The 13040-nt window shown below is 70.5% G+C and carries 11 protein-coding genes; 7 read left to right on the top strand and 4 right to left on the bottom strand.

Going from position 1 to position 13040, the window contains the following annotated elements; translation table 11 throughout:
* Positions 1 to 96: 96 nt before the first annotated feature.
* Positions 97 to 1332, top strand: a complete 1236-nt coding sequence (locus tag AB0I03_RS21195) for an MFS transporter (RefSeq protein ID WP_360415414.1) — start codon at positions 97 to 99, stop codon at positions 1330 to 1332.
* Here the strand turns inward: AB0I03_RS21195 and AB0I03_RS21190 are convergent.
* A complete protein-coding gene (locus tag AB0I03_RS21190) occupies positions 1289 to 2254 on the bottom strand; it encodes a WYL domain-containing protein (protein ID WP_360415412.1) in 966 nt (321 codons plus the stop codon). The genes AB0I03_RS21195 and AB0I03_RS21190 overlap by 44 nt on opposite strands.
* Before the next feature lie 155 nt (positions 2255 to 2409).
* On the opposite strand from AB0I03_RS21190, the gene AB0I03_RS21185 reads away from it, so the two are divergent.
* Both AB0I03_RS21185 and AB0I03_RS21180 read left to right on the top strand, forming a co-directional pair.
* Positions 2410 to 2820 (top strand): VOC family protein, encoded by a 411-nt coding sequence (locus tag AB0I03_RS21185; protein ID WP_360415410.1) that lies wholly within the window; start codon positions 2410 to 2412, stop codon positions 2818 to 2820.
* Between the two features lie 224 nt (positions 2821 to 3044).
* Complete coding sequence (locus AB0I03_RS21180) at positions 3045 to 3470, top strand: low affinity iron permease family protein (protein WP_360415408.1); 426 nt, start codon at positions 3045 to 3047, stop codon at positions 3468 to 3470.
* 120 nt (positions 3471 to 3590) lie between these two features.
* On the opposite strand, the gene AB0I03_RS21175 is transcribed toward AB0I03_RS21180, so the two are convergent.
* Complete coding sequence (locus AB0I03_RS21175) at positions 3591 to 5219, bottom strand: helix-turn-helix domain-containing protein (RefSeq protein ID WP_360415406.1); 1629 nt, start codon at positions 5217 to 5219, stop codon at positions 3591 to 3593.
* Positions 5220 to 5349: 130 nt separating this feature from the next.
* On the opposite strand from AB0I03_RS21175, the gene aceA reads away from it, so the two are divergent.
* Together aceA and aceB are read left to right on the top strand one after the other, a co-directional pair.
* On the top strand, positions 5350 to 6660 hold the full coding sequence (aceA, locus tag AB0I03_RS21170) for an isocitrate lyase (RefSeq protein WP_360415404.1): 1311 nt from the start codon (positions 5350 to 5352) through the stop codon (positions 6658 to 6660).
* Positions 6661 to 6732: 72 nt separating this feature from the next.
* Positions 6733 to 8358 (top strand): malate synthase A, encoded by a 1626-nt coding sequence (gene aceB, locus AB0I03_RS21165; RefSeq protein WP_360415402.1) that lies wholly within the window; start codon positions 6733 to 6735, stop codon positions 8356 to 8358.
* Between the two features lie 258 nt (positions 8359 to 8616).
* Here aceB and AB0I03_RS21160 read toward each other — a convergent pair whose 3' ends face one another.
* Both AB0I03_RS21160 and AB0I03_RS21155 read right to left on the bottom strand, forming a co-directional pair.
* Positions 8617 to 9687 (bottom strand): hypothetical protein, encoded by a 1071-nt coding sequence (locus AB0I03_RS21160; protein ID WP_360415400.1) that lies wholly within the window; start codon positions 9685 to 9687, stop codon positions 8617 to 8619.
* Between the two features lie 443 nt (positions 9688 to 10130).
* Complete coding sequence (locus tag AB0I03_RS21155) at positions 10131 to 10838, bottom strand: FCD domain-containing protein (protein ID WP_360415398.1); 708 nt, start codon at positions 10836 to 10838, stop codon at positions 10131 to 10133.
* A 148-nt stretch (positions 10839 to 10986) separates the two neighbouring features.
* Here AB0I03_RS21155 and AB0I03_RS21150 point away from each other — a divergent pair, with 148 nt between their 5' ends.
* Positions 10987 to 11490, top strand: a complete 504-nt coding sequence (locus AB0I03_RS21150; protein ID WP_360415396.1) for a gluconokinase — start codon at positions 10987 to 10989, stop codon at positions 11488 to 11490.
* Between the two features lie 139 nt (positions 11491 to 11629).
* Complete coding sequence (locus tag AB0I03_RS21145; protein ID WP_360415677.1) at positions 11630 to 13027, top strand: GntP family permease; 1398 nt, start codon at positions 11630 to 11632, stop codon at positions 13025 to 13027.
* Positions 13028 to 13040 lie beyond the last annotated feature (13 nt).

Genomic DNA, 13040 nt, shown 5'->3' with positions numbered 1-13040 from the left:
CGCCCGCACTGCTCGAGACGCGGCCGAGCGCTGTGACCGACCCCACGACACTTCACTGACATGAGATGTCAGTGGACCTCGCGCACACTGCCCTCCATGACGATCACCGCCCACGCTCCGGACTACGACACCGCGCCGCCCCGCGCCGGCCGCGCCGAACGGCTCCTGCTGCCCGCCACGTTCATCACCAGCCTCGGCAACGGCATCCAGCTCGTCGCCTCCGCCATCCTCGTCTTCACCACCGGCGAGAGCGCCCTGGCGGTCGGCTGGCTCTTCATCGCCGTCTCGATCCCGCCCGCCCTGCTCTCCCTCTGGTTCGGCACCCTCGCCGACCGCTTCGACCGCCGCACCCTCTGCCTCATCGCCGACCTCGCCAGCGCCGCCGCCGCACTCGTCCTGCCGGTCTGGATGCTCGCAGGCGGCGACCCCGGCCCCGTCGCGTACGGCACCGCCTTCGCCCTCGCCCTCCTCGCGGCCATGTTCATGCCCGCGAGCAACGCGCTCATCAAGGAACGCGTCCACCCCGCCCGCGTCGCCCGCTTCAGCGCGCACTACGAGATGGCGCTGCAGATCGGCACGCTCCTGGCCGCCTCCATCGGCGGGTTCCTCATCCACTTCGTCGGCACCACGCCGCTGTTCGTGTTCAACGGGGCGACCTTCCTGGCCTCGGCCTGTGTCTTCTGGGTTTTGCGCCGCGCCCCGCGCGCACCGGCAGTCGTCGAGACGGCCGCCGAAGCGAAGGATGCGCAGGGCGCGCCGCTACTGCGGCTCGGGTTCCTCTACGCGGTCTGCCAGGTCATGACGATGGTCAGCAACACCACCCTGATCGTGCTGGTCTACGAGGGCTTCGGGCGCGGCGCGGGGGTCTACGGGCTCGTCGACGCGCTGGCGGGACTCGGGTTCTGCGTCGCGGCCGCCTGCTATCCCAAGGTGAGCAGGCGTTTCGGGCAGCTGCGGACGGCACTCGCCGGCGGTTTCGGGTGCGCGCTGTTCTCGTTCGTGTTCCCGATCCACTTGGCGGCGCTGCTCGTCTGCATCCCGCCCGCGGCGTTCCTGATCGGCCTCTCGCGCGTCGGACTGCGGTCGCTGCTGCTGGCGGCGGTGCCGGACGTTCGGGCCGGCCGGGTGTTCGGGGCGGTCAACGCGGTCGGCCTGGGCCTCTCGGCGGGCATGACCGTGGTGGTGGCGTGGGTGGCGGACACGACGCACATCCGCTACGGGTTCTACGTGCTCGGCGCGGTCTGCGCGGTGGCGTTCGCCGCGACGGCCCTCACCATGCTGGTCGGAGTCAGGCGTGCAGGGCGGCCGCTTCCAGGGCGCGCCGCCGCATGAGGGCGCGGAGGGACTCGGGTTCGAGCACCTCGAGGCCGCCGAGGCGCAGGAGTTCGCCCACGGCGTGGGCGTGGGTCTCGATCGGGACGGTGGCGATGGTCCACCCCTCGTCATCGACGGTGCCCTCGGCGATGGCCGCGACCGAGTCCGCGTCGAGGTTGTCCGGGGCCTTCGCGACCGCCTCGGGCGAGAACCGCACCAGGGCCTCGCCGCGGTAGCGGCGGGCGTCGAAGTCGTCGAGCTGCCGCGACCACCACGCCGCGAGGTCGAAGTCCTCGGGGCGCTCGAACGTCTGCTCGGTCTTCCTGGCCGCCAGCAGGTTCGTGACCTTGTACATGCGGGCCGGGCCGGATGCCGCGGTCGCCACCAGGTACCACTGGCCGCCCTTGAGCACCAGGCCGAGCGGGCACAGCTCGCGTTCGATCTCCTTCGGCTCCGCCCAGCGCGAGTACGTGACGTGCAGCCGCCGCCGCTCCCACGCGGCGTTCGCGACGAGCGCCAGGAACGGCACCGGCTCGGCGCGGCGGAACCAGCCCACGACGTCGAGGTGGAACAGCCGCCTGGCCTCCTCGGCGCGTTCCCGCTGGGCCTGCGGCATCGCGGCGGAGAGTTTGAGTTCGAGCGCGGCGAGTTCGGTCTGGAGGCCCAGGTCGGTCGCGGCGGCCGGGACGCCGGAGAGCGCCAGCGCCTCCGCCTCGCCTTCGGTGAGACCGGTCAGCTTCGTCCGGTACCCCTCGAGCAGCCGGTACCCGCCCGCGTGGCCGCTCTCGCCGTAGATCGGGATGCCCGCGGCGGCAAGGGCCTCGGCGTCCCGGTAGACCGTGCGGACCGAGACGCCGAGCTCCCCGGCCAGGCGCTCGGCGGTCATGCCCCCGTGCTGTTGCAGCAGGAGCAGCATCGAGACGAGACGACCGGCGCGCATCACCCCAGTATCCCCGCGCCTCAGGAGCCCGCCGCGCGGCTCGCGCTCGGCCCGTGCAGCCGCTCGTCGCGGCTCCGCAAGGCCGCCACCGCATCCGACCTGAAAGAGTTTCAGGAGGGCTGTTCCGCGGGGCGGCGTTGTGACATCATCGGCTGATGCTGCGACTCACCGATTTCATCATCGACTGCCCGGACACGATGGCGCTCGCGGGCTTCTACTCCGAGGTCACCGGCCGGCCGGTCAAGGACGGCAGCGACGGCGACTGGGCGGGCATCGTCTTCGGCGAGATCGAACTGGCCTTCCAGCGCGTGGACGAGTACCGGCCGCCGACCTGGCCGAGCAGCGAGCACCCCAAGCAGTACCACCTCGACTTCGAAGTGGACGACATCGACGCCGAGGAGCGCCGCCTCACCGGCCTCGGTGCGACGCTGCAAAAGGACAACACCGGGCCCGAAGGATACGGCTTCCGGGTCTACACGGACCCGATCGGCCACCCGTTCTGCCTGTGCCGCAACAAGGGCGTCGTCTGGCACGGCGACGAACCGGTGTGGCCCGCCAGGAGCTAGCGACGCGTCCGCGCGCACAGGGCCGCCCACGGCGGCCCGTGCGCGCGGTGCCGTCTCGACCGCCGTCACCGGCGGGCGACGGACGGACCGCAAGGCACGGCCTGAACCTGACATGTTCGGGCTGCGCGGTCCGACACCGCCCGCCGGATCCCTTGTGGCCCGGTTGGCCTGCGGCGCGGCGTACACATGTTTGACAAGGGCCCGGACTGGGAAAACGCCCCGGTATGAAAGCCAAGGAGCACGAGAACGAGCGACCGACAGCGACCATGCCGAGAGACGTCGACACCCGGCTGGGCTGGTTCGACCGTTTCGCCACGAAGGCCTCCGAGTTCGCCGCCCGCGCGCCGTTCTTCTCGATATGCATCCTGGTGGTGCTGATCTGGGCGCCGACGATCATCTGGCTCCAAATGGACACGTGGCAGCTGATCATCAACACCACGACCACGATCATCACGTTCCTCATGGTCGCCCTGCTGCAGAACACCCAATCGCGGAACGACGCGGCCCTGCAGCACAAGCTCAACGCCATCGCCAGCGGCCTCGCCGACGTCATGCAGCAGCTCTCGGACGAGCCCGGCAAGGTCGACATGCAGGACCGCCGCGCGGAGCTGCGCCGCGCCGTGGGACTCGAAGAGGACGAGAGCGCGTGACCCCGCGCCGACCGCGATGGTGAGCGCGGTAGGAGCAACGTGAACGGAGCGTCTACGCAAATCGGACATTGATGGGTCCCCCGTTCCAACCCTGACACGGGGGTCCGACACGGGTCGCGGCTAGTCCTTCGAATGGCGCTCCAGGAACTGGTAGACCTCGGTCTCGTCGACGCCGGGGAAGGAGCCGATCGGCATCGCGGCGAGCTGGGAGCTGGCGGCGCGGGCGGTGGGCCAGGCCTGTCCCGACCAGGCGTCGGCGAGGACCCGCGGCGGGTTGCGGCAGCAGTCCGGGTCCGGGCACTTGGAGACCGAGCGGGCCTTGGTCTCCTTGCCGCGGAACCACTTCGCGGACTCGTACGGGACGCCGATGCTCAACGAGAAGAGGCCGTCGGCACTGCGCTCGGTGCGGGCGGTGCACCAGTACGTGCCCGTCGCCGTGTCCGTGTACTGGTTGAACGCGTTGAACTTGTCGGGCACGTCGAACACCTGGCGGCTCGTCCAGTAGCGGCAGATCGGCTGCCCCTCGATGGCGCCGGTCGGGTCGGCCGGGAACGCCACGTCGTCGTTCTCGTACGCCTTGAAGATGATCCCGGACTTGTGGACCTTCTGGAAATGGGTCCGGATGCCCAGGTGGTGGGTCGCCAGATTGGTGAAGCGGTGCGCGGCCGCCTCATAGGACACCGCGAAGTTGTCGCGCAGGTCCTCGACCGCGATCTCCTTGCCCGTCATCGACTGGCGCATGAACGCCACGGCGCTCGACTCGGGGATGAGCAGCGCCGCGGCGAGGTAGTTCGTCGCCACGCGCTGGCCCAGGAACTCCAGGTAGGTGCGGGGCACCTCGTGCTGCAGCACATGGCTCGCGAGTGCCTGGAGCAGCACGGTGCGCGGGTCGTGCGAGCCGGTGCCGACCTGCGTGAGGTAGATCCGGCGGTGCTTGAGGTCGGTGACCGAGCGGGTCGAGTGCGGCAGGTCGTCCACGTGGTGCAGCGTGAACCGCAGGTAGGCGGCGAGGTCGGCGATCTGGTGCTGCGAGAGCGGGCCGCCCGCGTAGTCGACGCCGGCGAGGAGGGTCCGGGCCTCGGCCTCGATGTCGCCGAAGTAGTTGTCCTTGTCCCGCATGCGCCGGCGCAGCTCCGTATTGGCCCTCCGGGCCTCCTCCGGTGTGGCAGTGTGGAGGTTGACCTGGCGCTCGACCTCCTTGTGCAGGCCCACGAGCGCCTCGAGGATCTCGGTGGGGGTGCGCCCTGAGGGCTTCACGTTCGGCAGTCCGAGCGCCTGGTACTGGGCGCTCCGCTGGGCGCGCTCGAGCGCGATCTCCAGCGCGACGCGGCGGTTGGGCGGCTCCGCGCCGAGCAGTTCGTCCGAGGAGACGCCGAGGGCGCGGGCCAGCGCCCGCAGCATCGAGAGCTTCGGCTCCTTCTTGCCGTTCTCGATGAGGGAGAGCTGCGAGGCGGCGGAGCCGACGGCCGCGCCGAGGTCGTCGAGGCTCATCTCGCGCTGCTTGCGCAGGTGGCGGATCTGCTTGCCGAGGCTGATGAGGTCCACCGAGGCGTCGTCGGCGGCGAGTTCGGCGGCTTCGCCCGCGCCCCAGGGGCGGCGGGCGGCGCCAGGATCGGCGGAACCGCCGTTCTTCTCGGCGGTGCGGGCGTCCTTGGGGCGCACGGCGGCGGTCGGGTTACCGCTGCCACGGGCGCTGCTCTGGGCGGGGGCCGTGGCGGGGCCGGGGGCGTTCGCGGGCAGGTTCGTCATTTCCCCAGTATTGCGAAGAACTGACGATCTTTCCACCGCAAACCGCTACTCAGGCGTGGATACAAGTGAAAGATTGTTGTTACCTGCAAGTAATGGCCGCTGCTGCGGCCCCGAATGCTCGGAGCCGACGATGAACGACACGAACCGCGACCGCGAAGCGAACCTCGCCGCCGAACGGCTGGCCCACGAGTGGGCCACCGACCCGCGCTGGGCCCGCACCGTCCGCGACTACACCGCCGCCGACGTGGTCCGCCTCCGCGGCCGCGTCACCGAAGAGCACACCCTCGCCCGCCGCGGGGCGGAGCGCCTCTGGTCCCGGCTCACCGAGGACGCCGCCCACGGCGAGTACACCCACGCGCTCGGCGCGATGACCGGCGGGCAGGCCGTCGAGCAGGTCAAGGCCGGCCTCCACGCGATCTACCTCTCCGGCTGGCAGGTCGCCGCCGACGCGAACCTCGCCGCCCAGACCTACCCCGACCAGTCGCTCTACCCGGCCAACTCGGTCCCGCAGGTGGTGCGCCGCATCAACAACGCCCTCATGCGCGCCGACCAGATCGAGGCCTCCGAAGGGACGCAGAGCGTCGAGGACTGGCTCGTGCCCATCGTCGCCGACGCCGAAGCCGGTTTCGGCGGCCCGCTCAACGCCTTCGAGCTCATGAAGGCCATGATCGGGGCGGGCGCGGCGGCCGTGCACTGGGAGGACCAGCTCGCCTCCGAGAAGAAGTGCGGCCACCTCGGCGGCAAGGTGCTCATCCCCACCTCGCAGCACGTGCGGACGCTCAACGCCGCCCGGCTCGCCGCCGACGTCGAGAACGTGCCGACGCTCATCATCGCCCGCACCGACGCCGAGGCCGCCACCCTCCTCACCTCCGATGTGGACGAACGGGACCGCCCGTTCCTCACCGGCGACCGCACCCCCGAGGGGTACTACCGGGTGCGCGGCGGCATCGAATCGTGCATCGCCCGCGGCATCTCCTACGCGCCGTACGCCGACCTGCTGTGGATGGAGACCGGCACACCGGACCTCGACGCCGCCCGCACGTTCGCCGAAGCGATCAAGGCCGAGCACCCCGACCAGATGCTCGCCTACAACTGCTCGCCGTCCTTCAACTGGAAGCGCCACCTGGACGACGACACCATCGCCAAATTCCAGCGCGAACTCGGCGCCATGGGCTTCACCTTCCAGTTCATCACCCTGGCGGGCTTCCACGCCCTCAACCACTCCATGTTCGACCTCGCCCACGGCTACGCCCGCGAAGGCATGACCGCCTACGTGGACCTGCAGGAGCGCGAGTTCGACGCCGAGGCGCGCGGGTACACCGCGACCAAGCACCAGCGCGAGGTCGGCACCGGCTACTTCGACCGCGTCACCGCCGCACTCAACCCCCAAAGTGAGACGCTCGCGCTCGCGGGCTCGACCGAGGCGGGACAATTCCACTAGCTGCCCTGCGACCAGTCCGCTGCGACGAGCCGGCTCCGGCCGGCTCCCGCACCGCCACTTGAGGAGAACCACGTGGTCACCACAACCGAGACCCGCAACGACACGGGCATCGCGGTCAACGGGCCCGCCGTCGACCGCCAGGACGAGATCCTGACCCCGGAGGCGCTGACGTTCGTCGCCGCCCTCCACCGGGCCTTCGCGCCCCGCCGCCAGGAGCTGCTGCAACTGCGCCAGGAACGCCGCATCAAGATCGGCAACGGCGTCGACCCCGGCTTCCTGCCCGAGACGCAGGAGGTGCGCGACGACTTCTCCTGGAGCGTCGCCACCCTCGCCCCGGGCCTGGAGGACCGCCGCGTCGAGATCACCGGCCCCTGCGACCGGAAGATGACGATCAACGCCCTCAACTCGGGCGCGAAATGCTGGATGGCCGACCTCGAGGACTCCTCGACGCCCAACTGGCACAACGTGATCGACTCGCAGGTGAACCTGTGCGACGCCATCGAGCGGCGCATCGACTTCACCAGCCCGCAGGGCAAGGAGTACCGGCTCAAGGGCGAGGCCCTCACCGACCTGCCCACGATCATCGTGCGCCCGCGCGGCTGGCACCTCGCCGAACTGCACGTGCGGGTCGACGGCGTCCCCGTCGCCGGCTCCCTCGTGGACTTCGGGCTGTACTGCTTCCACAACGCGCGCCGGCTCATCGAACTCGGCCGCGGCCCGTACTTCTACCTGCCGAAACTCGAGTCGCACCTCGAGGCGCGGCTGTGGAACGACGTGTTCGTCATGGCCCAGGACCTCCTCGGCGTGCCGCAGGGGACCATCCGCGCCACGGTCCTCATCGAGACGATCACCGCCGCGTTCGAGATGGAGGAGATCCTGTACGAACTGCGCCACCACTCCTCCGGGCTGAACGCCGGGCGCTGGGACTACATCTTCTCGGTCATCAAGAACTTCCGCGAGCGCGGACCGCGCTTCGTGCTCCCCGACCGGGACCAGGTGACCATGACCGCGCCGTTCATGCGCGCCTACACCGAACTGCTGGTGCGCACCTGCCACCGGCGCAGCGCCTCCGCGATCGGCGGCATGGCCGCGTTCATCCCCAGCCGCAAGGACGCCGAGGCGAACGCGGTCGCGCTGGAGAAGGTGCGGGCCGACAAGAACCGCGAGGCCGACGACGGCTTCGACGGCTCCTGGGTGGCCCACCCCGACCTGGTGCCCGTGGCCATGGCCGTCTTCGACGAGACCCTCGGCGGCCTGCCGAACCAGATCGACAAGCTGCGCGAGGACGTCGTGCCGAACGCGGCGGCCCTGCTCGACGTGGCCGCCACGCCCGGCGAGATCACCGAGGCCGGCATCCGCAAGAACCTCGAAGTCGGGGTGCGGTACATCGAGTCGTGGCTGCGCGGCATCGGCGCGGCGGCGATCAACAACCTCATGGAGGACGCCGCGACCGCCGAGATCTCGCGCTCGCAGATCTGGCAGTGGATCAACGCCGGGTCGACCACGGGCGACGGGCGCACGGTGACGCGCGGCTGGGTCGAGCGGCTGCTCAAGGACGAGTTCGAGCGCATGCAGCGCTTCGAGGGCGACCGCTTCGACGACGCGCTCGCGGTCTTCACCGAATGCGCGCTGGGCGAGGCGTACCCGACGTTCCTGACGATTCCCGCTTACACGAGGTTCCTCGCCAACGGCCACTGAGCACCCCCCAAGGGGCCCCCTGACGGCGGGGCCGGCACCGTCCCCAGGCGGTCCCGGCTCCGCCGTTTTCAGGGGTCGCCGAAGGCGCTATTGCCGATGCGATGGGCCCCCGGTTCCAACCCTGGCATCGGGGCCCGACACTGCCGTGCCGTTCACGATTCGAACAGTGCGCGCGGCCGATTGAAATTCATGAGATATATCGGCGTAGATGTATTTGCTGTCGCCGGCGCACCGATCTCGGTGCGCCGGCGATTGCGTTCACCGGTCCTGCGAGCGGCGCTGTCGCCTGCGCCGATCGTCGAGCGTTAAACGCCGTCCGATCGCGGATTCGACGGGGCGGATCGGGGTCTGGGCCGTGGCGTGGGCGGTGTGGTAGAGCTGGCGCATGGAGCGGATGGCCGAGCGGACCTCCTGGAGGTAGCCGCTCGCGGTGTGGTGCTTGCGGAAGTGCGCCTCGGGGAGGGTGGCGGGGTCGACGCCGACGGTGTCCACCGTGCAGCCGTAGGGGAGTCCCATATGGGTGATCGCATCGCAGTGCTGGAACGCGGTGTAGGGCGCGGAGGTGACGACGAGGACGCTGTCGCCGGGGGCGAGATCGGCGACGCGGTCGGCCCAGAACCGGCAGGTGTCCACAGTGTCGGCGCGGCGGCGGCCGGGCTGCGAGGACGGCGCGGCGACGGCCCTGATGGTGGCCGGTCCGGCCGTGTAGGTCGCCACTTTCCAGGCCCGGCCGGGGTCGCGGAGCGGGTCGCCGCCCTCGTCGACGAGCGGGTCGCCGGTGATGTTGAAGGCGCGCTTGAGGCTCGCTTCGATGGCGTCCACTTCGTAACCGCCGCAGTCGATGCCGCTGAGGGCCGCGGATTCGAGGTCGCGTTCGCCGAGGGGCCGGAAGCCGCCGACGCCGGTTACGTGCTCGGCGCTGATGCCGCTCTCGAGGAGTTCGGCGGCGAAGCGGGTGCGGAACAGGCAGGAGGCGACGAGGCCGCCGAGGACCAGGACGTGCGTGTAATGCGCGAGGCGCGGGGTCGCCGCGGCCCCGAGTCCGAGGGCGAGGGCCGCCTGGGTGGCGGTGTGCTCATGCTCGGGGGTGAGCGGCTCGGGCGCGGTCTCGTGGCGTTCGCGGCCGGCGCGGAAGTCCCAGTGGTCGGCGGAGAAGGCCTCGAGGTAGGCCAGGTCCTCGGCGGTGCCGGTGCCGGGGAGGCTGCCGCCGAAGAGGGCGAGGAGCCGGTGCATCGGCTCGGAGCCGGTCCAGGCGGCGACATCGGCGAGGAGCGAGTGCGGGCCTTGGCCGTCGTAGTGCGGCAATCGCACTGGTGCGAACTCGGGCATGGCTGGTCCGATCTGCGGTGGTGTCGCGGCCTTGTGAGCCGGGGCGGTGTTGTGGCACATGCTATGCGGTTACTGACCGTGCTTCACTGGTCAGACCAGGAGAAACGCCGTGTCGCCGCCCAAATACGGTCCGGTCGGACGCGGTCGGCTCGCCTGCGCGGGGTGCATGCGCCACAAGGGATCGCGGCTGGTTTCGGTCTGCTGCTTGCTGTCCGGGTGTCGTGAATACCTTTCTGGGTATGTGACGCGTGATGTACTACAGCAAGTTGCAAACGGTCCGGTGTGGCGATGCGCACGAAGGAAGTCGTCGCGCGGGGCAACGCCGCGCCCGCAGTGCCGTGTCACATGGCACAGGACCCGCGCTGCGGTGCCATGTCACATGGCACCGGCCTCGCCGGGGTGAGGATCTCGGTGCAGAGTGGCGCGGGGGCCAGGGCCGGGACTCAGCCCGGGAGCATCGCGGTGCGGACCTCTACCAGGAGCGCCCGCATGGCGGCCTCGGCTTCGGCAGAACGGCCGTCTGCGATCGCCGCCGCAACCGCGTCGTGCAGGTCCATGGCCTCGGGGACCGGCTTGTGGGGCATGAGCCCGAGCTGGGTGCGGCCGCGCAGGACCGCGGCGACCACGTCGGCGAGCGCGCCGAACATCTCGTTCCCGCTGGCCTGCAAGAGGAGTGCGTGGAACTCGACGTCGCGTTCCATGAACTCGGTCAGGTCGGCCGCTTCGCCGAGACTGCGGAGGACGGCGGCGAGCTCGACCACGCGGGCCCGCTGGGCCGCGGTGGCGGCGCGGGCCGCGGCACCGGCGGCGAGGGGTTCCACGGCGATGCGGAGCTCGGTGAGCGTGCGCAGCTGGGCGCCGCGGTCGGGGCCGGAGAGGCGCCACCAGATGACCTTGGGGTCGAAGACGTTCCACTCGGCGATGGGGCGGACGGTGATGCCGACGCGGCGGCGGGATTCGACCAGGCCCATGGACTCGAGGATGCGCATGGCCTCGCGGGCGACGGTGCGGGAGATGCCGAAGCGCTCCTGGATCGCGTCGAGGGTGAGGACGTGCCCGGCCGGGAGCTCGCCGGCGGCGATCTCCATGCCGAGTTTCTCGAGGACGGGGTCGTGGAGGCTAGCGCCGGACCGGTTGCGCCGCTCGATCATGCCGCGGCCTGGTGCCGATGCTGCGGATGCGGGGTATCCCCATGCCTGTCTCCCATCCCCGAATCCTATACGGTCCGGGTTTGCATGGCAGTGCAATTGGTGTTACCTTTCCGTTCATTACGTACTACCTTTCGATGAGGAGGGGTCCATGGCGACTACCTGTCTGGTGGTCATGGGGGTCTCGGGCTCGGGCAAGAGCACCGTGGCGAGGCTCCTGGCCGAGCGGCTCGACTGGCCCATGGCCGAGGCCGACGAGTTCCACCCTGAGGCGAACATCGCCAAGATGAGCGCCGGGATCCCGCTCACCGACGCCGACCGCGGGCCGTGGCTGCGGTCGCTCCGGGACTGGATCAGCACGCAGGACCAGGCGGGCCAGGGCACCGTCGTCACCTGCTCGGCGCTCAAGCGCGAGTACCGGGACGTGCTGCGCGGCGCCAGCGCCCGCGTCCACTTCGTCCACCTCCACGGCACGCGCGAGGTCATCGGCGAGCGATTGGCCTCCCGCAGCGGGCACTTCATGCCGCCCAGCCTGCTCGCCTCCCAGTTCGCCGCCCTCGAGCCCCTCGGCGACGACGAGGACGGTGTCACCGTCGACGTCGCCGCCTCCCCCGACCAGATCGTCGACCGCGTCGTGGCCGACCTCGACCTCTAAGACTCGACCTCTAAGACTCAGCCTCCAAAACTCGACCTCTCGACCTCGACGTCGAGAGGTCGCCCTTCAGCCCCCGGCCTCTAGCGCGCCGGTGCCCCCGCCCGAAGTACACCCCGTGAAGCAAAGGAGCTTTCCACCCATCATGGAAATGGAATGGACACAGACCCTCGGAGCAGGACCGCTCCTGGGGATCGCGGCCGGAGCCGTCGCGCTGCTGCTCGTGCTCATCATCTGGCTGCGCGTCCACGCGTTCCTGGCGTTGATCACCGTCTCGGTGCTGACCGCGTTCGCGACGGGCATCCCGGCCCAGTACGTCATCCCGACCCTCACCAGCGGGTTCGGGGCGACACTGGCGAACGTCGCCCTGCTCGTCGGCTTGGGTGCGATGCTCGGGCGGCTCGTGGAGGTCTCCGGCGGCGCGAAGGCGCTCACGGACATGCTCATCGCGAAGTTCGGTGAGCGGCGCGCCCCGCTGGCGCTGGGCGTGGCCTCGCTGATCTTCGGGTTCCCGATCTTCTTCGACGCCGGGCTCGTCGTCATGCTGCCGATCATCTTCGCGGTGGCGCGGCGCCTCGGCGGCGGCGTCCTCAAGTACGCCCTGCCCGCCGCGGGCGCGTTCTCGGTCATGCACATCTACGTGCCGCCGCACCCCGGCCCGGTCGCGGCGAGCACGCTGCTGGGCGCCGAGGTCGGCCTCGTGGTCGCGCTCGGCCTGCTGATCGCCATCCCCACCTGGTACGTCACGAGCTACCTGTTCGGCCTGTGGGTCGGCAAGCGCATCGAGCTGCCGGTGCCCGACGTGCTCTCCGGCGGGCCGCAGGCCGACGACGCCGAGAATCCGCCCCGGGCCCGCACGGTGATCCTGCTGCTGCTCCTCCCGCTGCTGATGATCTTCTTCGACACCGGGCTCAACACGGCCGGGTCGGCCGGCTGGGTCGACGCTGAGGCGACCTGGTTCACCGTGGCGCGGGCGCTCGGCTCGACGCCGATCGCGCTGCTCGTCACCGTGTTCGTGGCGTCCTATGTGCTCGGCGAGCGGCGCGGTCGCACCCGCGCCTGGGTCGAGGACCTGCTCGACAATGCGCTCGGCCCGGTCTGCGCGATCATCCTGATCACCGGCGCCGGTGGGATGTTCGGCGGCGTGCTGCGCGCCAGCGGCATCGGCGACGCGCTCTCGGGCGCACTCTCGGACATCGGCCTGCCGGTGGTCGTGGCGGCCTTCCTCATCGCGACCGCGCTGCGCGTCGCGCAGGGCTCGGCGACCGTGGCGTTGACGACGGCGGCGGGTCTGGTGCAGCCGATCGTGGCCGGCAACGGCTACAACGCGGTCGAGCTGGCCGCGATCGTGCTGGCGATGTCCGCCGGGTCGGTCATGGTGAGCCACGTGAACGACTCCGGGTTCTGGCTCGTGGGGCGGTTCCTGGACATGGACGTCAAGACCACGCTGAAGACCTGGACCGTCATGGAGACCACCATCGGCCTCATGGGCTTCGCGGGCGCGGCGGTGATCTTCGCCGTCGCCGGTGCCGCCGGCTAGCGGCGAGCAGGGA

The organism is Glycomyces sp. NPDC021274 (assembly GCF_040641195.1).
Taxonomy (GTDB): Bacteria; Actinomycetota; Actinomycetes; order Mycobacteriales; family Micromonosporaceae; genus Glycomyces.
Note: the sequence above shows the minus strand (reverse complement) of the source record. Positions and strands in the feature narration are given on the sequence as shown.

Bases quoted from the DNA above. Each gene is read 5' to 3' on its own strand.
- AB0I03_RS21195 (WP_360415414.1), top strand. From the start codon at position 97: ATGACGATCACCGCCCACGCTCCGGACTACGACACCGCGCCGCCCCGC.
- AB0I03_RS21190 (WP_360415412.1), bottom strand. From the start codon at position 2,254: ATGCGCGCCGGTCGTCTCGTCTCGATGCTGCTCCTGCTGCAACAGCAC.
- AB0I03_RS21185 (WP_360415410.1), top strand. From the start codon at position 2,410: ATGCTGCGACTCACCGATTTCATCATCGACTGCCCGGACACGATGGCG.
- AB0I03_RS21180 (WP_360415408.1), top strand. From the start codon at position 3,045: ATGAAAGCCAAGGAGCACGAGAACGAGCGACCGACAGCGACCATGCCG.
- AB0I03_RS21175 (WP_360415406.1), bottom strand. From the start codon at position 5,219: ATGACGAACCTGCCCGCGAACGCCCCCGGCCCCGCCACGGCCCCCGCC.
- aceA (WP_360415404.1), top strand. From the start codon at position 5,350: ATGAACGACACGAACCGCGACCGCGAAGCGAACCTCGCCGCCGAACGG.
- AB0I03_RS21160 (WP_360415400.1), bottom strand. From the start codon at position 9,687: ATGCCCGAGTTCGCACCAGTGCGATTGCCGCACTACGACGGCCAAGGC.
- AB0I03_RS21155 (WP_360415398.1), bottom strand. From the start codon at position 10,838: ATGATCGAGCGGCGCAACCGGTCCGGCGCTAGCCTCCACGACCCCGTC.
- AB0I03_RS21150 (WP_360415396.1), top strand. From the start codon at position 10,987: ATGGCGACTACCTGTCTGGTGGTCATGGGGGTCTCGGGCTCGGGCAAG.